Consider the following 26,421-nt stretch of genomic DNA (forward strand, 5'->3'; position numbering starts at 1 on the left):
TAAAACACCTACTCTACTAATTTAATTGCATATGCACCACGGTCTGAAGGACTGTTTTCACCTGTAATTCCTGTTCCAGTGCGTTTTATAAATATACCTTTAACTGAGTCATCATTATTACTCATTGGCTGGTTTATATAAAAGTAAGCAAACCCTGTAATTTCGACACTTTTCATTTGATTTGTAGTCTTCTCATGTGGCTTATAGACAACAACGAGCATCACTCTTGTACAATCTCTGCCCTCATAGTCACCATCTGGATATGGGCAGTTGGAAATTCGGTAGTTTATTCCGTCCCTTGTTGGGCCAGCTATATTCCCTGTTTGTGTATTTACAATGTCTCCAACTTTTAAAGGTTCATCGAAACCATTAATCAGCGTTTCCCCATAGGTTTTTGCTCCTGGTCCATCCAATGCAAGAACACCGAAGTTCCCGATCACGGAATCACCATCATCCACCTTCAATTCATAGATTTGTCCAAATACAAGATTTACAGATTCATCGATGCCAAGGGGGACAGCACCTTTCGCTTCTCCCATCGGATTTAGGCCCGCCTTTGCATCTGCCTTGATTGGTACAGTGTCGATGCCAAATAAAGTGGCAAAGAAAAGCGGCACATCTTTTGCAAGTTCTACATGCAGTTGACTGTCTGTTTCAATATTCACCTGTGACAGACTGTCCGTTTCATCATGTGATTCCAGTATTTTACTAACTACTTCATTTACATTAGCTTCTGAATTTACAATTTCCTGTGCACCTGACAATGCTGCTGCATTTGCCGTTTTCTGAAGGTGGCTTTTTGATACATATATATTGCCGCCATCAATCACAAGACCGACCATGGAAATGATCGCCCCCATTGCAAGTGCGATAAGAATAATAGCATTTCCATCTTCGTTTTTCTTTAATTTTTTATAAAAAGAATTCATCTGTTCACCTCATTCAACCCGGATGGTAGAATCTGTTCGTAAGGTATATGGAATGGCAGCCTCTCCAAGTACGTTCATAAATTCCTCTGGATAACTTAATGTGACAGTTATATAGTCGCCGGCCTTACGTGTACTATCCTCAGGAGTTATCGTTACTTGCAGCTTCGATTCCTCTCCATGAAACTGATTCATCGCATAAATCCGGATTTCCTCATCACTTTGACCCAAACCACCAATTCTGACCGATTCCTGAGCAACCATTTCAAGGTGCAAATGTGTATACAGTATCCTTCCAAAATCGAATATTAGTACCAATAACATTAATAAAATTGGTAGAATCAAAGCGAATTCTACCAATGATTGACCGTCTTGCTTCCTGATCATAGGAAGCTCCCGCCTTGTAAGAACAATCCGAGAAATGCTCCTCCAACAATGGCTACACCGTATGGATAGGTTGCAGTCAATGCCCCTTTTGTTATGACTCCTTGAACCTTATTTCCACCTTTGAGGCTTGAAAAATAGTAAGCAAGAGATTTAAACATGTTACCGCGGAATAAAATGATTAAAACGGCCATCAGGCCACCTATAATTGCTATATATAAAAATGACTGGAAGACAAATGCTCCACCCTTCATCGCACCAATCAACGCAAGCAGCTTCACATCTCCTGCTCCCATACCGCCCATAAAATAAGGAATAAGCAATAATCCAAAACCTATCAAAAAACCAATGAAAGAATGGCTAAGTGCTTCCAAGCCGCCTGTTGTAAACTGGTAGATAAACGTAATTAATAATGCGGGATAAATCACTTTGTTGTAGATCATTCTATTTTTAATATCCGTAATTAAGCAAATTAGTAATATTATAATAAGGAAGATATTAATCATCTGGTCCATCCTTTCATTCGTTGTTTGATATTTTGTAAAAGGACCCTATTAAATAGGGTCCTAACTTCTTTAACTGTTACACTGTAGGTTCAGTTGTATTGGCACCAGGTAATTCTTTGCGTAAATTCTCAAATAATCCTTTGAGATCGCCGCCTAAAAATCCTAATACTCCAATAATCGCTACAGCTATCAATCCCAAAATCAACCCGTACTCAGTCATTCCTTGACCTTTTTCTTCTATAAATAATCCTTTGATTTTGTTTAACATTAAAATCTCTCCTTTTAAATTGATTTAAACGGTAGTCTATTAACTAATAAATATTAAGTCTTGTTAAAAGATTAGTAGCTTTATCCATGTTAAATTTAAGTAGCTGGTTGTTAATTTACTGTTCCAGCACCAGGTAATTCAGTACGTAAATTTTCAAATAGTGCTTTGAGATCGCCGCCTAAAAATCCCAATACTCCAATAATTGCCACAGCTATCAATCCTAAAATCAACCCATACTCAGTCATCCCTTGGCCTTTTTCTTCTATAAATAATCCTTTGATTTTGTTTAACATTCAAAATCTCTCCTTTTAATATATATTATTTTTTAATTTGACTTTGTTATAAAACCTGGTCAGCTAAGTCTACCTTTTGTCCAACTACGGTAGAGGTGTTTCGAATCGTACCGGCTGGAAGCTCAATGACTGATTTTACGTTCATAAATTTCTTACCTATTTTTCCCGGCTCCAGGTATTCCTCGATCCCCACGATCTCTTTTTCTTTATTAAGATAGATAATATCAATACTGTATTTCATAAAAAACGTATGAATCGCTGTACAAGGAGATATATGAAGGGCTTCGTTTTCCGGCATGCTCTCCGTGAGCATCAATCCTTTAAACCGAGACCAGAATGTATAGGCTCCTTTTACACGTTCAGCAATCGCTTCATCTGTATCTATATTTACCAGTTTGATTTTCAGCACCTCCTGCTCATTTTTGAATTTGGTGTAACTTGTTGACCAACTTACAATCCCTATTATGCATTGCTGGAGCAATAAAAAATATCCCCCACCGTTCCTGTTATTCATTGGCAGTTTTTAATAGGAATGCATTCCTATTCCTACCGTTTAGTAATCGTTTGATAGGAACAACTGAAAATGAGAGTATAAGAAAAACCCCTCATTCCTGAGAGGTTTAACTAGAGTGATATTTTAACTGATATACTTTGGAAATAGCATGGGCACGGTCAGGCACATCAAGCTTTTGAAAAATCTTCGTCACATGGTTTTTTACCGTATGCCCGCTAATGTATAGCTCCTGGGCAATTTCCTTGTTATTGAGCCCCTGAATGACAAGATCAAGCACCTCTTGCTCCCTCGGGGACAGATCCATTTCCTTGATTGTACTTGTCACAGAATCAATCTTCCGTTCTGTTGAAATTCCATCCAAATCGATTTCTTCTTCAATAACCCGACTATCCATAACGAATGATATAAACGCTTGAACGGTTTCATTACCAATAATCTCCTTAGGTATTGCCTCAATCGAATCACTCCGACTATACATCATTGCCAATGCAAATACCTGTCCTCCGACACTTGCCTCTTCCCAAAGTAATGGACTGCCTTCCACTAATGCTTTGCCTTCTTTGACAATCAAATCGATCCTTTTTTCTGGAAAGGTTTCCCGGATGAATTCCGGCGTATAGCATGATAATTGACATGCATAAATGATTTCCTTTATTACCGCTGCATCCAAGCCGAGATTCATAGCATACTTGCCAGCAAGATTCGCGGTATTTTCCGCTTCGGCATACGCTTCTTTGTCGAATTGTGCGATTGCCCGAGAAAGCATGTTAACTTGATTCTCCTCATATTGCTCTTCTTCTTTGCCGGCCAGCTGCAGTGAAGCTCCGCCCATAATTGAAAGCGTCTCTAAATAGTTGATATGTTCCTGGAGCTGCGCTTCCGATTGATTGGACAAGCCAACACAGAGTATTCCAACTGCCTGTCCCCTGTTAAACAGCGGACATTCAACCACACGATCTCCATCTTCCGTTACTTGGACCGTTGGCGTTTGCGGTTCACGAGAATTTCCGTCAAAAAAGCGTTTTGCCACGTCTTTTGCATACTCTCCAATACTGTCTGGAGCCTTCCCTCGGGATATCAGCTTCACTTTATCATTTTGGATATCTTTTAAAATAAGGCAAGAAAAAGTGCCTTCAACTAAATTAAGACCAATATCCACTAAGATATAAACGATTCTTTTTAGATCTGGAGCTGCCACCATCAGTTTAGATATTTCAATCAGTGATGATAACCGTCGGAGCTGATTGTCGTTCTCACTTTGCAGATGATGGATGACCGAATGAGCTTCCAGCATAATCGCCAATGTCTTCACTAATTCCAATTCACTACTTGAAAAACCGTCCTTATTGATATTTCCGCCAAACAATAATTTCGTTGAACCATCATGCTGCTTCATCGGGTAGCAAAGAAGTGATTTGGGCTTGAATTGATGCCTTTTAAAAAAGATCGATCTTGGATCCTTATCAATATTCTCCCAGAAATCAAATTCACCCGTTAACAGCACCCTTCCTAAAAAACCTTCCCCTGGAGAGAATTGAGCCCCCTGAAAAGCGTCTATTCCATCCCCAATCACTTCGGTTACCACATAGGAATTTTCCTGTTCTTCTGCCAGACCGAGAAATTCAAATACCTGTTTATGCTGGAAAAAATCATGTAATAAATGGGTGATATTTCGATCCCTTTCCTGCACGCCCTGATGAAACAGTTCATTTTGTAAGGCGGAAAGAGAACTGTCGGTCTTTTCCGAAAGCAATTGGGAAACGAGCATGCCGACTTTTTTCATCCAATCTTTCCATACCTTTTTTCCTGAGGGGGTAATGAGAGGTGTCTCAGCTAATATCGCTTCCCAGTTTATATCATCTTGATATGCAGTCTTCAACTGTTCTATTATGAGTTCCTCTGTTCCATCCTCAATCATGAAACCTGCGAATATATTATATTTATCTGCATTCTCCAGTGGAATGGAAATTGTCAATACATAAACTCCCGGAAGAATATCATAAAAGAAAGGTGTATGGATTGGCCACGCTTTTTGTGCACCCTGCTTTATTTTTGTAAGTATATTCTCCTGTTCCTTGTTTAGGATTACATTACATAATTCATTGTTACCAGAAGGCGGTAGAACGATTTCTCCGTTTTCGTCTGTTAGCCATATCGTGAAGCCATACTTCGCTGCATATACGGATTGGATTTCCTCCAAAAGCTCCCGATTCACATTCATATGCTATCCACTTCTTCTGAAAAGTCGATATCCTGAATGATCTTCGGCTCCTTATAGCGGTACAGTGGGGAAAATTCATCGCCAAGCATCTGCAGAATCCCTTGATTCTCTAACTGATCGATAATCGGAAGAATGTCATCCACTTTTCTTCCCAGCTTCTTGCTTATCCCTTCAGCCGTTTCAATCATGTATGGATTGGATTGAAACAGCAATGTGCATTCCATTTGCAACGGTACCAGTTCTTTACTGACCATATGTTCTTACCTCCTTCTATATTAAACGTATATAAGGGAATTCCTGCATGTTTTCCAATAAGTAAGGCTTTGATATATCCCCATTGGATGCTTTCGTTATCTGCAAATATTGATACGATCCATCCACCCACGTTTTTAAAACGCCATTGCAGGAGCGTTCCAGAAATGATGCTACATTGATTCCTACTTCCTTAAAATTACACAGCACCAGCACGGTCATCCCTTTTGACCTTGCACTTGCTGTTTCTGTTGCGAAATGTCTTAAAACATAATCTGTTCCTCGTTCATTAATAATCGCATTCAAATCATAATAGATAAACCAGCTGCTATCTTTTTTCATATCTGAATTTATCTTTGGATATAACTCGTATTTCAGGAAATGATTATATTTTTCATTATCCAAACCTTTCACATGAAAGACCGCATTCCTCCAGCTTTCTGAGATCGGACGATTATAATGTTCAATAAAGAACATTTTCCTTTCTTCTATCACTTTATCCAAGTCTACTTGATGAAGTCTCAGAAGTGCTGCCAGTTCCTCGATAGATTGTATGCTTGAAAGAATCGTCAGTAATTGATCCCCTGCTTTTATTCGCTCAGCGAGAATGGACGTGATGATATTTCGGTAATTTGCTTTACTGTTCGTATCAAGCATATAAATATTCCCTTTATCCAAACCACCACCTAAAATATTGTCAAGTGAAGCAATACCTGTTTTCAAGCGCAAATCTGATTGCGAATCCTGTATGTCAGAAACTGTTCTGCTAGCAAGCACGACATAGATCCCTTCTTCGGTAATACGATAAATATGCTCCCCTTCAAGAATGCTGCTTCCTCTCATTTTTAAAACTTCCAATGTTCGTTGACGAAATAACTGCAAATGCTCTTTTAAAGATAAGCGAATAAGCCCATCAAAAATAAAATGCTCAAATGGTACATGCTCCACATTAAGGTCGGATTGCTCTTGGATAAGCAGTGAAGTGAGATTGAATTTTCGTAAAATATTACGTAGCGTATATAATATTTCTCTGCCTTTGACCTCACTATTCTGGTTTAGAAACTTTAAAAGACTTATGCTATCAATTACGATACGCCTGCAATCAACTTCATTTACCATTTGCTCGAATAAGCCGTTTGTCAGCAGCATTTGCTGAATTAATGTATCTGGCGAAAGTGAGATAACCCGTAACTGGTTTTTTCGCTCCAGCTCCTGTAAATCCCATCCGAATCTCTGCATATCTGCATATATTTGTTCAGGAAATTCCTCAAAGGTTATAAATATCCCATTCTCATTATATTGCTTGATCCCATTGTAAAGAAATTGAACACCTAATGTCGTTTTGCCTGTGCCGGGCGCTCCTTCAACAATTATTGCTGATCCTGCAGGAAGGCCGCCTCCTAAAATAGTGTCTAAACCGTTTATTCCTGTAGCTGACAGCATTACGATCCCCCTTATTTATTTTCCAGCATATTATTATGTACTAGTAAAGGAATAAGGATGATATTCCATATCTTATACCAGGAATATACAAATACATATCCCCTACCATTCCTATTTATTTCTATACCCTTATTTAAAGGACTTTAACTGCTTATCTACGAATCCATACAAACAACTTTTATCATGTATGCTATAATTAATTGGAAAATAAGCTATAAAAAGGAGTTCAAAAATGATTAAAGTAAAAATGAACGTGCAAACTGCATATCACGGAGAATTGCTTCGGGCAGGAAAAGTTTATGAAGTTGATGAAACGATTGCTAAACGTTGGATTGCCAGTAAATTAGCGGAAGAAATAAAGGAAGAAAATTAACGACAAAACACTCCAATTTTTGTATATCCTAAACTGTTGAAATGGGATATATTATAAATAAAAGGAGATGAAATAATGAGTCAAGCGGAATTTAATCAGCTGATAAAACGGTTCGACAAGCTCGAAGACATGATGGCACAGCTTATTAATACTGTCGGAAATGTCATGGAAGAACAGACTTCTATGAAAAATGAAATTAACTCTATCAAAGATGGGCAAACTTCTATGAAAGATGAAATCAGCTCCATTAAAGATGGGCAAACTTCTTTGAAGGATGAAATCAGCTCCATTAAAGATGGACAAGCTTCTATGAAAGCAGAAAATGAAACCCGGCATCAGGAGGTCATGGAACAATTAAGCAGACTTAAAGCTGATCAAGATCTCATTTGGGATAAATCTACAAAAAATGAACGGGAGATTGGAATTGTAAAAAAGCTATATGATTTTTAAACTACGTGAAACTAAACCTTCTCATTCTTCCATAGCTCATCGAAACTAACTTCATCGTTTTCCCATAAAAACGGATGTCCTTTTATAGTACCGCAGAAAAATCGGTTGATAATAGCAGGGGATTAATTACCTCTAAATTATCAATTCCTGAATAATTTTCTAATATTAGATTGTGTTCTACCATCGAATAAAAATAAGGCTACCTTAATTTAATTAAGGTAGCCTTATTTACGCTATCTATTCGCAAAGAATTCCTCTGCTTCCTCCAAGTATTTCTCCTGGGAAGGAGCCAGGTCATATTCTTCCTCTATTGCGGACACAGGACAAACCGCTTTACATGCCCCACAGTCGATACAAATATCGGGATCTATGTAAAACTGGTCCGGACCTTCTTCTATACAATCAACCGGGCAGACGCTGACACATTCTCCAGCTTTTTCACCACGGCAAGGATCCAATATTACAAAAGCCATCTATACGTTACCCCCTTATAAGCTAAAACATCATTCAACTAAATGATAATGCTTTCGCTTCGTGAAGTAAACCATTTGACTCCCATTTCTTAGTTTTTACACATGCACACTTACTCCAGGTCCAAATGGAATTCCAAGGAAGTAAAACACCAATAACATAATGGTAAAAGAAATCAGGAAGAAAATGGTGTATGGAAGCATTAAGGCGATTAATGTACCAATACCAGCCTTCTTATCATACTGCTTTACAACACCAAGAACAATAATCAGATACGGGTTCATCGGTGTGATAACGTTGGTAGATGAATCCGCGATACGATAGGCAGCCTGAACAAATGCAGGACTGTAACCCAAATAGTAAAACATCGGGATAAATATTGGTGCTTCCAGTGCCCATTGAGCTGATCCACTAAAAATAAACAGATTTAAGATTGCCGTAAATATCACAAAACCGATAATGACAAGGATGCCTGTCAACCCTATGGATTCAAGGATATTTGCTCCACTGATGGCAATCCATGCTCCCATATTGGTCCAGCCAAAATAGGCAATGAACTGAGAAGCTGCAAATACGAGTACGATAAATCCGGACAAGTCCTTCATCGCTTCTCCCATATAGGAAGCAACATCTTTGGAACTAGTAATTTTCTTTATTGTTACCCCATAGGCAACACCTGCAATAATAAAGAGAAATAGAATTAGCGGAACAATTCCGGATAAGAATGGTGACGGAACAATTCCCCCTTCTTCATTTGTCAGTGGGGAATTAGGAATTAGAATCGCTGCAACCAGTACTGCAATATATGTCAGACTGGCTATTACAGCATTACGTAACCCTCTCATCTCCAATGAAGTTGTTTCTTTTACAATTTCCCCAATGGCGCCTTCATATTTGCCAAGTCTAGGCTCGACAATTTTTTCCGTTACCAACCCTCCAACGATGGTTAATAGAACAACACAGGCAAGCATAAAATACCAGTTATCAACCGGAGTAACAAAAAGCTCTTCGTTGACTGTTTGTATTACTTCGGTAGATACACCTGAAAGCAATGCATCTGTACCGGTAATCATGAAGTTTGCGGTAAATCCGGCACCAACACCGCCAAATCCAGCAGCCAGACCTGCCAAAGGATGACGACCAATATTATAGAAAACCATGGCTGCAAGTGGCGGTACAATTACAAACGCAGCATCTGAAGCAATGTTTCCCAAAATACCAGTAAATACGACAGCATATGTTACAAGAGATTTGGGAGCCTTTAATATTGTACTCTTAATCCCGGTTTCCAGGAGTCCCACTTTATCAGCAAGTCCGATTCCAAGCATCAAAGCAAGTATTACTCCCAACGGTGTGAAACCAACAAAATTATCAAGCATCGATGTCAGAATGTATTGCAGGCCTTCTGCGGAAATTAAACTCTTGATTGCAAGTTCTTCTGCTTCTCCCGGTAATGTGAAAGTAACATCAAATAAAGAGATGACCCATGAAGCAACAATTACGAGTCCCGCCAATAATATAAATAATATAAATGGATCCGGAAGTTTATTCCCTACTGTTTCAATTCCATTTAAAAATCGGGTCATTCCATTCTTTTTTTCTTTAGCTGCCATTTTTTTCATCCCTTTCTTTTTCCAATAGTTTAATGATCTGTTAAAAAAACTTGGTTGCCACCATCCTTTCGGTGACAGCCGTCGTTTCCCATATGCAGATACAAAATTTTGATGCTTTACTTGCTAAAACAAAACACTCTTCGTGGCCTTCCGCGAATCCCGGATTGTATTTCACCGCATTGTTCGATAATTCCGGCCCTTTCCAGAAGGGTTACAATTCTCCGGCCGTTTCTATCTGTACTTTGCAGCCATCTTGATACATCCTGTGAGGTGAACTCGGGACGGTTGTATTGCCTCGAGTAGGCTGTTATTTTTGACACTACTCCTGGACTGACGCCACTATCCTGTATTTTTTGCTTCCACTCATCTCCAAGCTCAATCGTTTTATAAGCTATCGTTTCATTGCATGCATTCTTTGTAGTTATTTTCTGATCTTCATCAATGATGATGATCGATGTTGTTTCTTCTTCTCGCTGATTATGGAATCCATTTCTCACATTCTGCTCAGCCTGTGATACTGATTCACCGAAACCGATGGAAATCGTCAGCTGGATATCTTCCTGTCTCTTGATATCATCTATACTTGTAAATAGCTCGGATTCCACATGTTCATCTATCTCTCCACGGGTCGTGAATATGAAAAATAATCCATCACCCATCTGCATTAATGAACCATTAACCTTTTCAGTCACGTGCAGCAGAGATCTTCTTAATTCCAGTTCTTTATGCTTTGTCTTAAACGAATAAGTTATGTCTTCTTCATTCGCATTGAATTCCACCTTACATCCAATTACTGCCATTTGAGCGTTTTTATAACGTGAAGATCGTGCACGCTCAATTAATAGTCGAAAGGACTGTTCAATAGATAAATAGGAAGGAGTCACCCGATAGACTGGAATTCCAAGCTTCTTCAATGCGGAATAGGTTGCATTTATAAACGTTATGGCAACTTCTGATTCTCCCTTTTCGTACAGCGCTTGATGGAAAGCTACCTGTTCCTCGTAATCCGAATAGCTTTGAAAAGGACGATTTCGATATTTTATATCATCCAGCTTGTAATAGGATACTATTTTCTGGATTTCCTCATTTGTGATTGTATCCATGCTTATTTTTTTATACACCGTGTTTGCTTCCAGCTGGGCTTCCAGCAATGTGCCAAAAAACGTTGAACCATTCATATTCGGGTAAATGGCATTGTCAGGAGAAATCAGTTTTTTTTCGAGTGCATAGGAATAATTCATTATTCCCGAAAAAAACCATTGATCAAAGCTAAGGGAATTGTTCTTTATAATTACATGAATATCTTCCAGCTTTTCATAAACGAAAGGAACGATATGTGTATCGCCAAATTCCTTGGCAACCGACATAATTTGCTTAACAGAGTCAGCTGGTCCAATAACGCCAATTCTCACTTTCATATTATTCCTCCATTTCCCTCTTGAGGAATTCTGCAATAACCTTCGTTCCATTTTCGAGGTTTTCAATGGAAGTATACTCGGATGGATGGTGACTGATGCCGTCTTTACAAGGGATAAAAATCAGTCCTGCTGGCCATTTGGAGGCCATATTCATGACATCGTGTCCAGCGCCGCTATTCATGGAAAGGCTTTTGTAACCAATTGATTCACTCGCCTTTAGCAATTTATCATGCATGGCGTCATCCAGCATGACAGAGTCGTTGTCGACAAGTGTGGCAACTTCAATCTCCACCGCTGCTTTAGTTGCCGATTCCATACAATAGCTTTTAACATTTTCAGCAAAATTTCGTTTCAGTCTATCATCAACACTGCGAATATCAATTCCAAGTTCAACTTCACCCGGAATAACATTCATCACATTCGGCTTAAGACGAATGGTACTTACTGTTGCAACCAATGGATGCTCGCTATGTTCATTTACCTTTAAAGCTTCTTCCTGAACAAATGTCACGAGTGGAGCAATTGCTGCAAAAGCATCTTTTCTTCTATACATTGGAGTGGTTCCAGTATGATTTGCCATCCCTTTTGCCGTTACTTTTAATCTGACTGGACAGGCAATTCCTTTAACAATGCCAATCGATGCGCCAGCGTTTTCCAATTCCATGCCCTGCTCAATATGCAGTTCCATAAAACTTTCCAGCTTTTCTGCTGGAACGGCAGCCTGATCGATTGTATTAAAATTAATTCCATACGCTGTAATAGCCTGTTCGATTGAAATTCCGTCGCGGTCTTTTATTGCCGCCAGCTCTTGCTTATCCAGTATTTCGGAAATGGCTTTGCTCCCAATGGTAGAGACACCGAAGCGGGCTGACTCTTCTGAGATAAAACATATCACTGCTATATTCTTGGTTGGTTCAAACTTACTTGCCTGCAATTCTCTTATGGCTGCCAGAGCGGTTAGGACTCCTGCAGTGCCATCATAACCTCCACCCGAATCAACTGTATCCAAGTGGGAGCCTAAAGCAATCGTAGGAGCCAAGTCATCTACTTTCCACAGGGCCCACATATTTCCTGCAGCGTCCTGGTGTACATGCAAACCAAGTTCAGTGGCAACTTTCTCGAATTGAATATGTGCATCCTTTTCCTCTTTTGTATAACTGAGTCTGCTGAAACCTGCTGGTAATTCCATTTTGTCCGTTACATTCAGCTGAAGCAGTTTTTCTTCAAGCCAGGAACTCAAACTAGTCAATTTGCGATCCTCCTTTAATTATTTTCACAAATGTCTCCAGTGCAACTGGTAAAGCATCTTCCTGAAAATCGAATGCTGGATTATGATGCGGGTATTTTAGTTCTGTTCCAAATAACATGTAGGTTGCTTTCCCGCCATGCTGTTGCACCCGGTTCATCATGAAGCTTGCGTCCTCTGAACCGGAAACCTGTGCTTCCGGAATAACTTCCTTTACATATTCACCTGATTGACAGGCATGTTGAATGAACGGGATAAGCTCTTCACTGCAAACCATTTCTTCGGTAACACCAACAGGAGTTATTTCACATTGAACGTTATGCATATCTGCTGCCGCTTGGATAATTCGTTCAGCTTCACGCAGCATATAATCGTTGATTTCCTGTGTTTCTCCACGGGTTTCAATTTCCATATATGCTTCCCCCGGGATAATATTCCTTCCAGTGCCAGCAACAAGTTTCCCTACATTTATTCGGGTAATCCCGCCACTGTGGCGGGGGATGGCATAAAGATTCGTTGCTGCCGCTGATGCTGCCAATAATGCATTCTTGCCTAACTCAGGATGCATTCCGGCATGAGAGGCGAAACCCGTTAATGCTACGTTTATTTTTGAAGAGGCGAGAAAGCCTTTTGTCGTTGCAGCTATCGTACCAACTGGTAAGGATTGAATCCCGATATGACCACTGTAAAAATAATCGACTTCATCCAGCCAGCCTTTTTCAGTCATTGCCTTGGCTCCTCTGCCGCCTTCTTCTGCCGGCTGGAATAACAAGGTAAACTTTCCTTTTAATTTATCCTGATTGACTGCAATAAAGGAAGCTACTCCAAGCCCTATCGTCATGTGACCATCATGCCCGCACGCATGCATCACACCTTCGTTCGTTGAAGGAAATGCTTCACAGTAAGGGATATGCATTTCATCGGTTGATTCCTTAATTGGCAGGGCATCAATATCAAAACGAAAAGCGATATGATCGCCTGTTCTTCCAGTATCCCATGTAGCTATAAGTCCAGTGAGCCCTCCACGCATTTTTGTCAGCCATGACTCCTCGACACCAGCTTCTAAAGCTGCATTTTCCTGTGCGATGAGATCTTTTGCTTCCGGGACGCCCAATCTGGCTTCTCCATCCATTGCATCCTCCCCGAGATGCAACGTAAACCCAAGCTTCTCCAATTCTTTTCCAAGCCGATAGGTCGTAACATATTCCATAAACCCGAGTTCCGGATACTGATGAAAAGAGCGTCGCCATAAAACCAGCTGTTCTTCCAGGCGCTTTACAAAATCAGACATGTCAGCCCCTCCTTATTCATTATTCAGTTCATGTAAAGCATCGATTGCAATTTGTACGAGAAGCTTTGTTCCTTCAGGCAATGCACGTTCATTCAATTTAAAATTCGCGTCATGCAGTGGTGCCTGATTTTCCTTGTCTTCCAATTGTGTACCAAGCCAAACAAATGCTCCTGGATATTGTTGCAAAAAGCGGCCAAAATCTTCCCCTGCCAGGGATGGTTTATATGGCGGTGTTGCCTGTTCTCCAATTACCTTCTTTGCCGATTTTCTTGCAAGCTGCGCCCATTTTGGCGTGTTGATTGTAGCCGGATAACCATCTATATATTCGATAACAGCTTTTGCTCCAAAGGCCTCTGCAATTTGTGTGGTGATGTTGAAGAAACGGTCCTTCAATTTCTCCCTGATTTCCAGATTGTACGTACGGATTGAACCTTGTAAGGTGACCTCTCTCGGAATAATATTTGGTACACTGCCTGCCTCCAGCATACTGATCGTAACTACCGATGCTTCCATTGGATCGAGATTTCTGCTTACGATTGTTTGCAGTGCCGTGATCAAATGTCCTGCCGCTACGACAGCATCACTTGTTTGATGAGGCATGCTCGCATGTCCGCCTCTGCCCTCCAATGTTATTTTAAAACGATCGGATGCACCCATTACTTCCCTGTCATGAACACCAATTGTGCCTGTCGGGATATATGGCCATACATGCTGGGCAAATATGGCGTCCGGTTTATATGTATCAAACACACCGTCTTCCATCATGACGCTTGCACCACCAACAGGGGATTCCTCTTCAGCAGGCTGAAACACCAAAAGTGCTGTTCCATGGATTTCATCCTGCATTTGCTTCAGTATCTTCCCTGCTCCAAGAAGCATTGCTGTATGGGCATCATGTCCACAGGCGTGCATTACGTTCGGGTGTTTTGATACGAAATCGTGATCGTTTAATTCCTGAATCGGTAAGGCATCAATGTCTGCCCGTAACGCGACAGTTTTACCCGGATTTCTTCCTTTAATGATTCCAAGTACGCCATGTACAGCATATCCGGTTTCAAATGGGATTCCGTATTCCTTTAACTTTTGCTGAATGAATGCAGAGGTCTTTTTCTCCTGATTGCTTAGTTCTGGATATTGATGCAAATGGCGGCGCATCGCTATCACTTCTTCTGTTATTTCCTCTATGCAAGTTGTCAGCTCATGCTGCATGTAAAACCCTCCAAAAATTTAATGCCTTTATTAACGGAAATATTCCTTAAATGGTCCTTAAAATGGATTATACATAAAACTTCTTATTTTGTACACCATTTTTAGAAAATTTGTTATATGGAAATATAAGTAAACTGATAAGGATTAACTTTATGTTTTATTAAATAATAAGGTGGGAAAAATAAAATATAAAGTTAAAAAGGAGTTTTTCAGATGAGAACCTATAGTGTTACACCAAATGTAGATGCATCCGCATGGTTTGTTAAATTGGAGGATGTTGTCCCTGAAGATGTTTATGATACAAAATCCGAAGCAATTGAAGTTGCTGAACAACTGGCAAAGGAAAATACGCCAAGTATTGTGGAAATACTCGATAAAGACCATCATGTAATCGAAGAAAGAAGATTTAAAGGCTTATAAGTTGCCTCTGGAAGGTGTTCCTTTTAATTGCAGTGGTCAACGAAACGCGAACTATGGCAAATAAATTGTGAACTATGGTTTTTTCATATAAAACTATGGGTTATTTTCTGTGAACTTTGGCTATTGCCGCATAAACTATGGCATTTCAGGAAAACAGGGAAAACCTCATCAAGTTGATGAGATTTCCCCTGTTTTAATTATTTCTTCAATTTGGCCAATGCATCTGCCAGTGCATTATTTTTAAAGCCATCATCCTGTTTTTTCAAATATTTATTCACATCTTTTTTCGATACCTTATGTTTCTTCTCATTCTGTTTGCGGGCGTTGAACGCGGATAGTTTTTCCCTGTGTCCGCATTTACACATAAACATTTGGCCTTCTCCTTCACCACGGAGTTCCAGACGCTTATGGCAATTTGGACAGCGGGCATTCGTTTGTTTGGCAATATTCTTTTTCGTGCCGCAGGATCTGTCCTGGCAAACGAGTTTGCGGCCGTGTTTATTTTTGATTTCCAGCATGAGTTTTCCACAAGATGGACATTTCGTGCCTGTCATATTGTCATGTTTGAATTTTTCATCACTATTTTTAATTTCATTGACCGCTGCTGTCGTATAGGCTTTAATTTCCGAGATGAATTTTTCTTTTTTCAGTTTACCGTCCGCAATCAGCGCAAGCTTCTGTTCCCATTCAGCGGTTAATGCCGGTGAACGCAAATCTTCCGGCACAAGATCAAGCAGCTGTCGGCCGGTTGAGGTCAGGTAAATATACTTGCCCTTCTGCTCCATGTACATGTTATTAAAAAGCTTTTCAATAATATCGGCACGCGTTGCCACTGTCCCAATGCCACCTGTTTTATTGATTGTGCTTGCCAAATGCTTCTCCTCTGTATTCATGTAACGGACAGGGTTTTCCATTGCCTGTAGAAGTGCACCTTCCGTAAATCGCTCCGGTGGCTTTGTTTCTCCCTCTGTTATGGAAATACGGACATCTGTAAATTCATCACCTTTGTTGATAATCGGTAAACGTTGATCATCATGCTTATCCTCATCTGTAATGTTGTGATAGATTTCCTTCCAGCCCTGTTTTTTGATTACTTTTCCTTTTGCAGTGAAACGTTCTTTGCCAATTTCGGCAGTGATCGTTGTTTGCTCGTATTCATAAGCATCGGACAATACAGCGAGGAATCGTTTGACAACAAGGTCATAAATTTTCCGCTCCCTGTCATCCAAATCGGCCAAAATTACGGACTCCTCGGTTGGGATGATTGCATGGTGATCGGAAACTTTCGCATTATCGACAACAGCTTTGGAAAGCTTTAAGTCTTTTCGCAAAATCTTCGCTGCACTCTTGGAATATTCATCCACACCACATGCGCTTACACGGTCCTTTAAAGTAGGAACGATATCCGTGGAAATCACACGGGAGTCGGTTCTTGGATATGTTAATACTTTATGCTGTTCATACAGCTTCTGCATAATGGACAATGTCTGTTTTCCGGAGAAATTGAAAATCCGGTTGGCATCACGCTGAAGCTCTGTTAAATCATATAGCTGCGGTGCAAATTTTTTCTTATGGGTCTTATCAACCTGAATAACTTTTGCTGATTTGTTTTTCAGTTCACCGATTAATGCATCCGCTTTTTCCTTGGAAAAGATGCGAGAATTATTTTTTCCATCCTGCCAGATGAGTTTGAATCCTTTATTCGTTTTTGCTTCAATACCGTAAAATTTCTTCGGCTTGAATTCCTTGATTTCTTGCTCCCTCGCAGCAATCATAGCAAGTGTCGGAGTCTGTACCCTACCACTGGAAAGCTGGGCATTATGCTTTGTCGTCAGTGCTCGTGTTGCATTCAAACCTACATACCAGTCTGCTTCGGAACGGGCGACGGCAGATTCATAAAGATGAATGTAGTTAGATCCTTCTTTAAGATTTTTAAACCCATCACGGATTGCTTTATCTGTAACAGAGGAGATCCATAAACGTTTGACCGGCTTTTTCACGCGCGCTTTTTCCAAAATCCATCTGGCTACCAGTTCGCCTTCACGTCCTGCATCCGTTGCGATGACAATTTCTTTGACATCGTTACGGCTCAGCTGGGTCTTAACCGCACTGAATTGTTTTCCTGTCTTTTTAATAACGACAAGTCTTAAATCACGTGGTAGCATGGGCAGGTCTTCCATACGCCATGTTTTGTATTTATCATCATATGACTCCGGGTCTGCCAGTGTAACCAAATGTCCAAGTGCCCATGTGACAATGTATTTTGAACCTTCCAGATAGCCATTTCCTTTTTTATTGCATCCAAGCACTCTCGCAATATCACGGCCAACGGAAGGTTTTTCTGCTAAAACAACGATTTTACTCATTTCTTTAAAATCCTCTCTTTTCATCTTAAAACTTCTACTGTTACTTTAACACATCCTGTGCATACAGTGCAGTATTGCATTCCCGATTACAGGCACAACAGATGTTCAAATACCATACACTATAATCTAGAATCTCATAAAGAGGATGTTTAGGATGCTCTATTATACTGGGTTGCTATTATTAGTTACAGCAGTTAGTCTGGATGGTTTCGGTGTTGGAATTACGTATGGTATCCGTAAAATAAAAGTACCTGCCATCGCTTTACTGATTATCATGTTATGCTCAGGCCTCATTGTATACACATCGATGGTTGTCGGTGACTTCATCAGTATTTTTATTTCACAGAAATCAGCAAAAATCCTTGGAGGATCCATCTTAATAACATTAGGTTTATTTTCTCTTATAAATATTATTAGATCCAGATTGGAAGAGCCTCAAATGGAGCTTCCAGAAAAAGGTTCTACGACAAGAATCCATGATATAAAAACGGTGATCACGACACCTGACAATGCCGACTTGGACCGTTCTGGAATTATATCTGCAGGTGAAGCGTTTCTGCTCGGGCTTGCTTTGGCACTGGATGCATTTGGAGCCGGAATTGGTGCTTCCATGCTAGGTTATCCCCCATTAATCACAGCCTTCATGACAGCATGCATGAGCGGTTTTTTCTTGAATTTCGGTATGAGACTTGGGATTTTCCTTTCACGGAATGAAAAGCTGCAGCGCTTGACCTTTCTGCCGCCAACGCTGCTGATCGGCATTGGAATACTGAATTTGATGTAAAACGTTCAACTCAATTTTCACAGACCTGGGTTGGTAAATAAGCATGAGTGAATTAAGAGGGCTAAGTTAACCGGGAATTAAGTTCATACACAGTCTGTACACTAGGCTGTTTCATTCATTTTGCTGCTTTTTATCATCGGATTTAATATAAAATGCGAAGTAACTGTAGATTTATTCCCGAAAAACGTGCTTATGCTGCCGTCCGGGATCACTCCGGGCGGAGGCTTTCCGCGGGCACGGCCTCAGCCTCCTCGAGCAAAACCACTCTGCGGGGTCTTCGGACACGTGCTATTCCCGCAGGAGTCACCGCCCGGAGCGATCCCGGACTGGTGTAGTTGTAAGATGTTATTTTAGCTGTTATATATGAAATAATAATAAGCAATCTTCTAACCAGCTCGGGGAAATACACGGAGACTCCTGCGGGAAGAGAGGCATAGGTGAGACACTGAAATGCGTTAGCATGAAGGGGCTCACCAGCCGCCCGTGGAAAGCGCAGTGTATTTCCCCGAGCGGGCGCCGAAGACGCTTATCTGACTTTGCATACTTCATAGTTTACATAAACTTCGACTAATCTAAAGAAACCAACTTTTAGAAAGTAGCCTTAGAAACGTCCTTATTAAAGACTTAGATTATTCCCGTTAAATATGGAAAATCTGAAAAGGATCAGGCTGCATCTTACAGCCCGATCCTTTTATAAAGCTTTAACCTGTCCGCCATCCACGATTAATGATTGACCGGTAATATACGTATTCGCTCCGGACGCTAAAAAGACAATCGCCTTGGCAAATTCTTCAGGCTGGCCCAAACGTTTCATTGGTATCTTTTTTTCCGCTTCTTCAATCAAGCTTTCAGTCGGGACATTTAGCTTCTTGGCCCTTACTTTATTCAATTCGAGAATGCGCCCAGTTTCAATCGTACCGGGACCTACCGTATTCACTAAAATATTGTCAGCACTCAATTCCTGGGATAAAGTTTTTGCGAGCCCCACAATGCCAGGACGCATTGTGTTGGACAATACTAATTGGTCCAGGCTTTGTTTAATGGAAGACGATGCGAGATTTACGATATGTCCCCGATTCTGTTTTTTCATGATTGGAACTACTGCTCTTGTTGTACGTATAAAGCTCAGTAAATTTAACTCAAACGCGTGATACCAGTCTTCATCGCTCATGTCCATAAAGCTTCCTGCCGGTGGGCCGCCTGCATTATTAATAAGTACATCCACAGTCCCATTCCATGCCACAGCTTTTCTGACGAGCTGATCGATATCACCGGCATTTTTCATATTACAAACAGCATAATCAACCTGTTCATTTCCTGTCTCCTGTCTGATCTCTTCAACAGCCTGAAGAAGCGCTTCTTCCGTTCGGCTGCTGATTAAGACATGGGCACCTTCCTTGGCAAATTCTTTAGCTGTCGCCTTTCCAAGTCCCTTGCTCGCTGCTGTGACAATGACTGATTTACCTTTAAGCTCCAATTCCATCTCTATTCCCCCACCTCTCACCTATTTTGCCAATTATAGCAAAAAATTCAGAAAAACTCCTTCCTGGAGATTTTGTTATGATTACCTATAATGTGCCCTGTAAAAATACAAAAACCCGAAGCCTCACGACATCGGGTTTTTGTATTTATTTAAACCTTTTTAATTTAAAGCATGGAAACAATTAAGGAAATAACAACGATGGCTCCGATAATCATTAAAATCGTACGTAACATAAAGTTCATCCTTCCTGCATAATTGATTGCAATGAGTATAGTTATAAAATACCCAAATTATCTTCATTAAAAACATATACCGATTCAGGAAATCAGATTCAGCAGGATGGTGAGTGTCACGATACTGATTAAAGTAGATATAAATGTAATACTTGAAACGAGCTCCGGCTCCGTATCAAACTCAATTGCATACATCGTTGTTGTTGCAGCAGTCGGCATTGCTGAAATGATAATAAGAACTGTAGCAATAAGTGGTTCCACGTTGAAAACCCACACAAAGATAAAAGCAATAATTGGTGCGATTACCATTTTTAGCGTAACGGCTGATATTACTACCTGCCAATTTAGTTTTAGTCCTGTGATGGAACCTAGCTGCATGCCAAGCATAATCATCATTACCGGAATGGCGGCTTCTCCAACCATCGATAATGTAGAATGCACAGAATCCGCCACACCGATTGAAAAGAACTGAAATATGAATGCTAGGATTGCCGCATAGGTCGTTGGCATTTTCAGGACATTCTCAACTGCCCGTTTCATTCCACTCGTACTTCTTGATGCATAATACACGCCAAAAAAATTATTTTGCAATGCCTGCACAACCATAATGAAAATCGCATATGGAAGTGCTGCACTACCGACACTGAACAGGACGACAGGCAACCCATAATTTCCCGAATTCATAAATCCGGTAGCCAATATGGACGCACTTTCTGTGTTCGGCTCCCATTTAAATATTTTAGCCAATACCTTATTGATCAGCACCATTATGTAAAACAACACAAACATATAGATTACAATGATTAGAAATCCCATATCAAATTCCGCATCGTATAATGTAACAAAAACGAGAGCAGGAGATAATATGTATAAACAGACAGCCGATACTGACTTCACATCAAGCAGCCTGATCCTTTGCAAAATAAACCCAGAAGCAAAAACCGCCATAATCGGGATAATGACGTTCAAAAATAAGCTCATTCCAACATCTCCAAACTAGTAAACTATCTTTAAGTTTACCATATGAATCCTTCAGACTGGAAACATTATATTCTGTATGAAGATATCCCAGCATACAAATTTGACAAAGATGTAAAAATATGAGATTATTAATTAGTTATTAAAGTAACAGTAAGTGATCTGGCATTCTGCAATGTTTTTGAAGATGCTTATTCACACTGGCGCGACTAAGGGGTCGCAAGGACGTAAGAGCAGGATGGGCTTACGTTGCTTAAGTTAGAGAACAGTGAAAGGTGTAAGCGACCGACTAGTGACAGCAAGACTGCACTCCACAACACGTGGAGGGTTTGACATGCCACTTAATATGGCTGCCCATGTCGAACATTCCTTCAGAGGAGATTAGATGAACGTAATGTGTTGCGTATCATGTGGTTATAGAAGTCTCGCAAGTCACGGAAGCTGAAGCTGGACACCCAGTGGAACATGTACCGCGGTTAAGTGAAATGGATGATAAAGAAATTTCCCACCCGAAAAAATCGGGCTTAAAAAATAATATCTTATGTGTTACTTTTAAAACAAAGGGGTACTCTTTTAAGTAGGGGTACTCCTTTTCCAATCTGCTGACCTGGCTGTAGACCAGTCAAATACATATTATTATGGAAGAAAGAAGGTTGAAACATGAATACACTTGCAACCGGTACAGTCGAAACAATGACCGTCTCCCGCAAAATTGATACAGGTTATGTACTTGTGAAGGATGGACAGGAAGCATTGCTGCATCATAACGAAACAGAAAACGACCTTGAGATGGAGCAACAGATAGACGTTTTCCTTTACAATGATAAAAAAGGTAATACTGTCGCAACAACCAAGCTTCCTTCAATTCAAATGGATGTTTACGGCTGGGCCGAAGTGGTCGAAGTAATACCTCGACTCGGAGCATTTGTTTCCATCGGTACGACAAAGGACATGCTCGTCTCCAAAGACGATTTGCCACTATTTGAAAGCGTTTGGCCAGAGCAGGGTGATAAATTATTCGTGACTCTTGGCAGAGACCAAAAAGGGAAGTTGCTTGCAATTCCGGCTACAGAAGGTATCGTAGCAAGGGAAGTTGAAGCCGCTCCATCAGAGTTACTCAATAAGAAGGTGAGTGGAACGGTTTATTTAACCGATAAACAAGGGTCTGCAATCATTACAACGGATAATCACAGAGGATTCATTCACCATTCCGAGCGAAAAGCTGAACCGCGAATCGGCGAATTTGTTGAAGGTAGAGTTATTGACGTAAAAGACGACGGGTCGATTAACGTTTCACTTCTTCCGCTCAAACAGGACAGCATGGCGACAGATGCTGAAGCAATTATGCATAATCTCCAAGAAAATGGCGGTGTCATTCCATTCAGTGATAAGAGCGATCCCGAAGATATCCGCGGCACTTTCCAAATGAGCAAAGCTGCCTTTAAACGCGCATTGGGTAAACTTTTAAAAGAAGGTAAAATTGAACAACGGGAAGGAAATACGTATTTAAAATAGCTTATGTTAGAAACTTGGCATGCGCCAAGTCTTTTCGGCGAATGCCTTAGTTGCACTTATGCAAGTAAGAAAGTTTATACTTTCTTACTTGCCAATGAAAAAAGCAAAATCTGCTGGCAGATTCTGCTTTTTTTCATTAAACATTTACGTTTCTGTAAGAATCCAAAATCGAAGTAATAATAAATCCGATTGCCGCTGCGAACATGATTGCGATTCCCCAACCGCCAAATCCAGCTCCAAGCAAATCCACTTTTGGAGCAAGAGAAGCAACTGCCAATAATAATAATCCGACAATTACTAAAAAGACATTTGGATAGTATGGAGAATGCGATTCTTTTGTAGACAATCTAACAAGAACAATATTTGCAGCAACGGTTATTGCTGTCAAAATTGCAGCAATTGTAATAACTGCCTGTATCATATCTATCACCCCAATTAAATTAAATTACAATACCTATAGTCTACAGTTGAAAAGTCCCAAAGTCAATCAGATTATCACTTTTCAACGTATTGTTTCTGCTTTGTACAAAGTCCTCTGAAGCTGTCAAAACAGTTATCTACCGGCAATTCTGCCAACTTGTCCATCCTCAAGTCTGACCTTTATTCCATGGGGATGGAATTCAGATTTGGTGAGTAAATCTTTTACTATTCCCTCTGTTGTCTTACCGGTTCGCTGATCTTTTTTCAATACGATTTCAACCTTTTGTCCTGGTTGAATATTTTTTCGGTATCTGCCGTCAATCGTCATTTTTCTGTCCCCTATCATTTTTGAATTATTTCTATCATAACAGGTAGTACCCAATTATTGTATCGTTTACAGGCCTGATCGATCATTATATACGGAGATAAAATCAAGCACGAAGACTGAAAGGGGTTAAAAAATATCCTGTTGATAAAGGAATAAACCCCTGGTAAGTCGAATTAATGGTAGTATGATATAGATATTAAGGAGGTATCAGAATAATGAAATTTCAAGATTATCCATACGAAAGACCTGTCCTTCAAGAGGAACAGGATAAATTTAAACAACTATTAAAAACATTTACGGAAGCGGATTCATTAAACAAGGCGACAGAAGCAATAAAAGCGATCAATACTTTCCGCAACAGACTGTCAACTCTTTTCAATCTGGTTTATATTCGCGCATCCATTGATACAAGGGATGAATATTATCAGGCTGAACGAGATTACTTCGATGAAATAGAGCCGGAAATCAAAGCGATGAATACCGAATTTTATAAGAAACTTGTCAAATCACCTTACCGTGTGGAACTGAAAGAACAATTCGGGGAGCAATTATTCCAGATCGCCGACTTTGAAATCAAGTCCTTCTCTCCGAAGATTATCGATTTGCTGCAGAAGGAAAACAAGCTCTCTTCCCAATACTCGAAACTGGTTGCTTCTGCAGAGGTTGAATTCCAGGGTGAAACCTATACGCTTGCACAGCTTGCGCCTTTTGCTCAAAGCCAGGACAGGGATATCCGCAAGCAGGCTGTTGAAGCCAGCGCAGGTTTTTTTGAAAGTCATGCGGAAACGTTCGACTCCATTTATAATCAGCTCGTTAAAACACGTCATGAGATTGCGTTAAAACTCGGTTATAAAAACTTTATTGAAGTCGGTTATCTGCGCATGCTGCGAATCGATTACAATTCGAAAATGGTAGACGTGTTCCGCAAACAGGTTCTTGAATTTGTAGTACCACTAGCAACAAAGCTTTATGAAAAACAGGCGGCTCGTATTGGAGTAGATTCTCTAAAATTTTACGATGAGAACTTTAAATTCAAAAGTGGAAATGCAAAGCCGAAAGGGTCACCAGAATGGATTATGGAGAACGGCAAAAAAATGTATCAGGAACTATCTAAGGAAACAAACGAATTTTTCCAATTCATGCTTGATAGAAACCTATTGGATCTGGAAGCTAAAAAAGGCAAGGAAGCTGGTGGCTATTGCACATTTATAGAGGACTATGAAGCACCATTCATTTTTGCTAACTTTAATGGGACGTCAGGTGATGTCGATGTCCTGACACATGAAGCAGGACATGCATTCCAGGCTTATTCCAGTCGTGATATCGGCGTTCCGGAGTATATATTCCCAACCAGCGAATCAGCTGAAATTCATTCCATGAGCATGGAGTTTTTCACATGGCCATGGATGGAGCTTTTCTTCAAAGAAGGCGCAGATAAATATAAATATGCCCACTTGGCGGATGGGCTGCAGTTCCTGCCATATGGTGTTGCGGTCGATGAATTCCAGCATCTAGTATACGAGAATCCGGAGTGGACACCCACACAGCGGAAGGAAGCGTGGAGAAAGCTTGAAGAAATCTATTTGCCACATCGGGATTATGATGGAAACGCGTATTTGGAATCTGGCGCTTACTGGCAGCGCCAAGGACATATATATGAAGATCCTTTCTATTATATCGATTATACACTTGCCCAAATTTGCGCTTTCCAATTTTGGAAAAAATCCCGCGAAGATCATAAACAGGCCTGGGAAGATTATTTGAACCTATGCAAACTCGGAGGCTCAAAACCATTCCTTGGACTGGTAGAAGCTGCCAATCTTCGTTCACCTTTTGAAAAAGGCTCTGTTAAAACAGTCATCAATACAATTGAAACCTGGCTCGAATCTGTCGATGATGCAGCATTATAAAAAATCCCGGCAGCTGTCTAAGTTGTTGGATTAGTTACTTCTTTCAGCGTATGTAAGCAAGGTTTATGCTTTCTGCAAAAGTAAACAGGAGCACTCGGAGTTGAAGTGCTTCTGTTTTGACCTATCCTCTTAACAAAGCAATCTTAAGACCTAGTTAATAGAACCTCTATTCCTTATATGCTAAAATGAGGATAAACTGGCATAAGTAAAGGAGATCAACATGACATTTAAAGTACTTTTTTTGGATATAGATGGCACGATACTCAAACCTGATCATACATATACCGAAACAACCAAGACAGCGATTGAGCAAGTAAAAGAGAATGGTGTGGAGGTTTTTATCGCCACCGGCAGACCTCTTATTGAGGTAAAAGACCTTGCACAGGAATTAAATGTCGATTCATTTATTGGTTACAATGGCGCCTATGCTGTCTATCAGGAACAAACGATTATCAATGAACCAATCGACGAATTACTTATCCGGAAATTTCTGGACATAGCCAAAGCGAACAATCATGAAATGGTCCTTTACACGAAAGACAGAAACTACTATACATCACTTGACCATCCGTTTGTAAAACAATTTAACGATATATTTCAACTGAAACAAAACTCCTTGTTCACTTATGATGTTGCCGATCAAATTATTGGAGTAACTGTCATGAATATTGCACCTTCACAAGCCTATTTATATGAAATTGAGGATAATATCCGTATGTCACAAGTAAACATTGAAGGGGCAACGATGGCGTATGATGTTATCCGTAAAAATGTGAATAAAGGAGAAGCCATCACAAGAATCCTTAAACGATTGAATATACCGAAAGAACAGGCGATTGCTTTTGGGGACGGAATGAACGATAAAGAAATGCTGCAGGCAGTCGGAGAAGGATTTGCGATGGAAAATGCCCATCCAGACCTTTTCCGTTTTGCAAAACATCGAACTACCTCCGTATCTGATTCAGGTATATTCAATGGTTTGAAAGTGCTCGGGTTAGTAAAATAAAAAGTGAATTAATGTTAAAAGCAAAGCCTTTATCATACAAGGCTTTGCTTTTTTTTCGATATATTTATCTACGTTCATCTATGGAATGCTCAAATAGCTC

General features: G+C 40.2%; 27 protein-coding genes. 7 read left to right on the top strand and 20 right to left on the bottom strand.

What is annotated here, in order from left to right; translation table 11 throughout:
- Positions 1-8 precede the first annotated feature (8 nt).
- From A4245_RS13935 to A4245_RS13975, 9 genes are all read right to left on the bottom strand, one after another.
- Complete coding sequence (locus A4245_RS13935; RefSeq protein WP_067728950.1) at positions 9-929, bottom strand: pilus assembly protein TadG-related protein; 921 nt, start codon at positions 927-929, stop codon at positions 9-11.
- Positions 930-938: 9 nt separating this feature from the next.
- Positions 939-1,313, bottom strand: a complete 375-nt coding sequence (locus A4245_RS13940) for a TadE/TadG family type IV pilus assembly protein (protein ID WP_067728953.1) — start codon at positions 1,311-1,313, stop codon at positions 939-941.
- On the bottom strand, positions 1,310-1,816 hold the full coding sequence (locus tag A4245_RS13945) for an A24 family peptidase (protein WP_067728955.1): 507 nt from the start codon (positions 1,814-1,816) through the stop codon (positions 1,310-1,312). Before A4245_RS13945 ends, A4245_RS13940 begins: the two co-directional genes overlap by 4 nt.
- 76 nt (positions 1,817-1,892) lie before the next feature.
- Positions 1,893-2,084 (bottom strand): Flp family type IVb pilin, encoded by a 192-nt coding sequence (locus tag A4245_RS13950; RefSeq protein ID WP_067728957.1) that lies wholly within the window; start codon positions 2,082-2,084, stop codon positions 1,893-1,895.
- Between the two features lie 110 nt (positions 2,085-2,194).
- Complete coding sequence (locus tag A4245_RS13955; RefSeq protein WP_067728959.1) at positions 2,195-2,377, bottom strand: Flp family type IVb pilin; 183 nt, start codon at positions 2,375-2,377, stop codon at positions 2,195-2,197.
- A gap of 46 nt (positions 2,378-2,423) precedes the next feature.
- A complete protein-coding gene (locus tag A4245_RS13960) occupies positions 2,424-2,858 on the bottom strand; it encodes a DUF192 domain-containing protein (RefSeq protein WP_234402421.1) in 435 nt (144 codons plus the stop codon).
- A gap of 139 nt (positions 2,859-2,997) precedes the next feature.
- Positions 2,998-5,112, bottom strand: coding sequence for a LuxR C-terminal-related transcriptional regulator (locus A4245_RS13965; RefSeq protein WP_067728961.1), 2,115 nt, complete (start codon positions 5,110-5,112; stop codon positions 2,998-3,000).
- Positions 5,109-5,366, bottom strand: coding sequence for a hypothetical protein (locus A4245_RS13970; RefSeq protein WP_067728963.1), 258 nt, complete (start codon positions 5,364-5,366; stop codon positions 5,109-5,111). Before A4245_RS13970 ends, A4245_RS13965 begins: the two co-directional genes overlap by 4 nt.
- Positions 5,367-5,382: 16 nt before the next feature.
- Positions 5,383-6,807, bottom strand: a complete 1,425-nt coding sequence (locus A4245_RS13975) for an ATPase domain-containing protein (protein ID WP_067728965.1) — start codon at positions 6,805-6,807, stop codon at positions 5,383-5,385.
- 232 nt (positions 6,808-7,039) lie between these two features.
- Between A4245_RS13975 and A4245_RS20400 the strand changes: the two genes are divergently transcribed.
- Together A4245_RS20400 and A4245_RS13980 are read left to right on the top strand one after the other, a co-directional pair.
- Positions 7,040-7,180, top strand: a complete 141-nt coding sequence (locus A4245_RS20400; protein WP_199860691.1) for a hypothetical protein — start codon at positions 7,040-7,042, stop codon at positions 7,178-7,180.
- A gap of 75 nt (positions 7,181-7,255) precedes the next feature.
- Complete coding sequence (locus A4245_RS13980) at positions 7,256-7,630, top strand: hypothetical protein (protein ID WP_067728967.1); 375 nt, start codon at positions 7,256-7,258, stop codon at positions 7,628-7,630.
- A 233-nt stretch (positions 7,631-7,863) separates the two neighbouring features.
- Here A4245_RS13980 and A4245_RS13985 read toward each other — a convergent pair whose 3' ends face one another.
- The 6 genes from A4245_RS13985 to A4245_RS14010 form a co-directional block, all read right to left on the bottom strand.
- A complete protein-coding gene (locus tag A4245_RS13985) occupies positions 7,864-8,103 on the bottom strand; it encodes an indolepyruvate ferredoxin oxidoreductase subunit alpha (protein ID WP_067728969.1) in 240 nt (79 codons plus the stop codon).
- Positions 8,104-8,199: 96 nt separating this feature from the next.
- A complete protein-coding gene (locus A4245_RS13990) occupies positions 8,200-9,714 on the bottom strand; it encodes an AbgT family transporter (RefSeq protein ID WP_067729044.1) in 1,515 nt (504 codons plus the stop codon).
- A gap of 116 nt (positions 9,715-9,830) precedes the next feature.
- Positions 9,831-11,132: a hypothetical protein gene (locus A4245_RS13995; RefSeq protein WP_067728970.1), complete on the bottom strand. Its 1,302-nt coding sequence runs from the start codon at positions 11,130-11,132 to the stop codon at positions 9,831-9,833.
- Position 11,133: 1 nt separating this feature from the next.
- Positions 11,134-12,381 carry a M20 family metallo-hydrolase gene (locus A4245_RS14000; RefSeq protein ID WP_084268812.1) on the bottom strand — a complete coding sequence of 416 codons (1,248 nt, stop codon included), beginning with the start codon at positions 12,379-12,381 and terminating at the stop codon, positions 11,134-11,136.
- Positions 12,374-13,669 carry an amidohydrolase gene (locus A4245_RS14005; protein ID WP_067728972.1) on the bottom strand — a complete coding sequence of 432 codons (1,296 nt, stop codon included), beginning with the start codon at positions 13,667-13,669 and terminating at the stop codon, positions 12,374-12,376. The genes A4245_RS14000 and A4245_RS14005 overlap by 8 nt, the downstream gene beginning before the upstream one ends.
- 12 nt (positions 13,670-13,681) lie before the next feature.
- Entirely contained in the window at positions 13,682-14,878 is a 1,197-nt protein-coding gene (locus tag A4245_RS14010) for a M20 metallopeptidase family protein (RefSeq protein WP_067728974.1), read from the bottom strand.
- A 213-nt stretch (positions 14,879-15,091) separates the two neighbouring features.
- On the opposite strand from A4245_RS14010, the gene A4245_RS14015 reads away from it, so the two are divergent.
- A complete protein-coding gene (locus tag A4245_RS14015) occupies positions 15,092-15,298 on the top strand; it encodes a DUF2188 domain-containing protein (RefSeq protein WP_067728975.1) in 207 nt (68 codons plus the stop codon).
- 197 nt (positions 15,299-15,495) lie between these two features.
- On the opposite strand, the gene A4245_RS14020 is transcribed toward A4245_RS14015, so the two are convergent.
- Positions 15,496-17,664: a DNA topoisomerase III gene (locus tag A4245_RS14020; RefSeq protein WP_067729048.1), complete on the bottom strand. Its 2,169-nt coding sequence runs from the start codon at positions 17,662-17,664 to the stop codon at positions 15,496-15,498.
- A 154-nt stretch (positions 17,665-17,818) separates the two neighbouring features.
- On the opposite strand from A4245_RS14020, the gene ytaF reads away from it, so the two are divergent.
- Positions 17,819-18,448 carry a sporulation membrane protein YtaF gene (ytaF, locus tag A4245_RS14025; RefSeq protein ID WP_067728977.1) on the top strand — a complete coding sequence of 210 codons (630 nt, stop codon included), beginning with the start codon at positions 17,819-17,821 and terminating at the stop codon, positions 18,446-18,448.
- Between the two features lie 691 nt (positions 18,449-19,139).
- Here the strand turns inward: ytaF and A4245_RS14030 are convergent.
- Both A4245_RS14030 and A4245_RS14035 read right to left on the bottom strand, forming a co-directional pair.
- A complete protein-coding gene (locus tag A4245_RS14030; RefSeq protein ID WP_067728978.1) occupies positions 19,140-19,931 on the bottom strand; it encodes an SDR family oxidoreductase in 792 nt (263 codons plus the stop codon).
- Between the two features lie 317 nt (positions 19,932-20,248).
- Positions 20,249-21,145: an AEC family transporter gene (locus tag A4245_RS14035; protein WP_067728979.1), complete on the bottom strand. Its 897-nt coding sequence runs from the start codon at positions 21,143-21,145 to the stop codon at positions 20,249-20,251.
- 657 nt (positions 21,146-21,802) lie between these two features.
- On the opposite strand from A4245_RS14035, the gene A4245_RS14040 reads away from it, so the two are divergent.
- Positions 21,803-22,657 carry a CvfB family protein gene (locus A4245_RS14040; RefSeq protein ID WP_067728980.1) on the top strand — a complete coding sequence of 285 codons (855 nt, stop codon included), beginning with the start codon at positions 21,803-21,805 and terminating at the stop codon, positions 22,655-22,657.
- Positions 22,658-22,793: 136 nt separating this feature from the next.
- Here the strand turns inward: A4245_RS14040 and A4245_RS14045 are convergent, their stop codons facing one another.
- Together A4245_RS14045 and A4245_RS14050 are read right to left on the bottom strand one after the other, a co-directional pair.
- The gene (locus A4245_RS14045) at positions 22,794-23,078 is read right to left on the bottom strand and encodes a hypothetical protein (RefSeq protein ID WP_067728981.1); all 285 of its coding nucleotides are present in this window, start codon (positions 23,076-23,078) and stop codon (positions 22,794-22,796) included.
- A gap of 132 nt (positions 23,079-23,210) precedes the next feature.
- The gene (locus A4245_RS14050; protein WP_067728983.1) at positions 23,211-23,405 is read right to left on the bottom strand and encodes a YwbE family protein; all 195 of its coding nucleotides are present in this window, start codon (positions 23,403-23,405) and stop codon (positions 23,211-23,213) included.
- Between the two features lie 212 nt (positions 23,406-23,617).
- Here A4245_RS14050 and A4245_RS14055 point away from each other — a divergent pair, with 212 nt between their 5' ends.
- Together A4245_RS14055 and A4245_RS14060 are read left to right on the top strand one after the other, a co-directional pair.
- The gene (locus A4245_RS14055; RefSeq protein WP_067728985.1) at positions 23,618-25,315 is read left to right on the top strand and encodes a M3 family oligoendopeptidase; all 1,698 of its coding nucleotides are present in this window, start codon (positions 23,618-23,620) and stop codon (positions 25,313-25,315) included.
- A 220-nt stretch (positions 25,316-25,535) separates the two neighbouring features.
- Positions 25,536-26,321, top strand: coding sequence for an HAD family hydrolase (locus tag A4245_RS14060; RefSeq protein ID WP_067728986.1), 786 nt, complete (start codon positions 25,536-25,538; stop codon positions 26,319-26,321).
- Positions 26,322-26,421 lie beyond the last annotated feature (100 nt).

Source organism: Oceanobacillus damuensis, from assembly GCF_001618145.1.
GTDB classification, from domain to species: Bacteria; Bacillota; Bacilli; order Bacillales; family Amphibacillaceae; genus Oceanobacillus; species Oceanobacillus damuensis.

Coding starts and splice junctions, on each gene's coding strand:
- A4245_RS13935 (WP_067728950.1), bottom strand. CDS start 929: ATGAATTCTTTTTATAAAAAATTAAAGAAAAACGAAGATGGAAATGCT.
- A4245_RS13940 (WP_067728953.1), bottom strand. CDS start 1,313: ATGATCAGGAAGCAAGACGGTCAATCATTGGTAGAATTCGCTTTGATT.
- A4245_RS13945 (WP_067728955.1), bottom strand. CDS start 1,816: ATGATTAATATCTTCCTTATTATAATATTACTAATTTGCTTAATTACG.
- A4245_RS13950 (WP_067728957.1), bottom strand. CDS start 2,084: ATGTTAAACAAAATCAAAGGATTATTTATAGAAGAAAAAGGTCAAGGA.
- A4245_RS13955 (WP_067728959.1), bottom strand. CDS start 2,377: ATGTTAAACAAAATCAAAGGATTATTTATAGAAGAAAAAGGCCAAGGG.
- A4245_RS13965 (WP_067728961.1), bottom strand. CDS start 5,112: ATGAATGTGAATCGGGAGCTTTTGGAGGAAATCCAATCCGTATATGCA.
- A4245_RS13970 (WP_067728963.1), bottom strand. CDS start 5,366: ATGGTCAGTAAAGAACTGGTACCGTTGCAAATGGAATGCACATTGCTG.
- A4245_RS13975 (WP_067728965.1), bottom strand. CDS start 6,807: ATGCTGTCAGCTACAGGAATAAACGGTTTAGACACTATTTTAGGAGGC.
- A4245_RS20400 (WP_199860691.1), top strand. CDS start 7,040: ATGATTAAAGTAAAAATGAACGTGCAAACTGCATATCACGGAGAATTG.
- A4245_RS13980 (WP_067728967.1), top strand. CDS start 7,256: ATGAGTCAAGCGGAATTTAATCAGCTGATAAAACGGTTCGACAAGCTC.
- A4245_RS13985 (WP_067728969.1), bottom strand. CDS start 8,103: ATGGCTTTTGTAATATTGGATCCTTGCCGTGGTGAAAAAGCTGGAGAA.
- A4245_RS13990 (WP_067729044.1), bottom strand. CDS start 9,714: ATGGCAGCTAAAGAAAAAAAGAATGGAATGACCCGATTTTTAAATGGA.
- A4245_RS13995 (WP_067728970.1), bottom strand. CDS start 11,132: ATGAAAGTGAGAATTGGCGTTATTGGACCAGCTGACTCTGTTAAGCAA.
- A4245_RS14005 (WP_067728972.1), bottom strand. CDS start 13,669: ATGTCTGATTTTGTAAAGCGCCTGGAAGAACAGCTGGTTTTATGGCGA.
- A4245_RS14010 (WP_067728974.1), bottom strand. CDS start 14,878: ATGCAGCATGAGCTGACAACTTGCATAGAGGAAATAACAGAAGAAGTG.
- A4245_RS14015 (WP_067728975.1), top strand. CDS start 15,092: ATGAGAACCTATAGTGTTACACCAAATGTAGATGCATCCGCATGGTTT.
- A4245_RS14020 (WP_067729048.1), bottom strand. CDS start 17,664: ATGAGTAAAATCGTTGTTTTAGCAGAAAAACCTTCCGTTGGCCGTGAT.
- ytaF (WP_067728977.1), top strand. CDS start 17,819: ATGCTCTATTATACTGGGTTGCTATTATTAGTTACAGCAGTTAGTCTG.
- A4245_RS14030 (WP_067728978.1), bottom strand. CDS start 19,931: ATGGAATTGGAGCTTAAAGGTAAATCAGTCATTGTCACAGCAGCGAGC.
- A4245_RS14035 (WP_067728979.1), bottom strand. CDS start 21,145: ATGAGCTTATTTTTGAACGTCATTATCCCGATTATGGCGGTTTTTGCT.
- A4245_RS14040 (WP_067728980.1), top strand. CDS start 21,803: ATGAATACACTTGCAACCGGTACAGTCGAAACAATGACCGTCTCCCGC.
- A4245_RS14045 (WP_067728981.1), bottom strand. CDS start 23,078: ATGATACAGGCAGTTATTACAATTGCTGCAATTTTGACAGCAATAACC.
- A4245_RS14050 (WP_067728983.1), bottom strand. CDS start 23,405: ATGACGATTGACGGCAGATACCGAAAAAATATTCAACCAGGACAAAAG.
- A4245_RS14060 (WP_067728986.1), top strand. CDS start 25,536: ATGACATTTAAAGTACTTTTTTTGGATATAGATGGCACGATACTCAAA.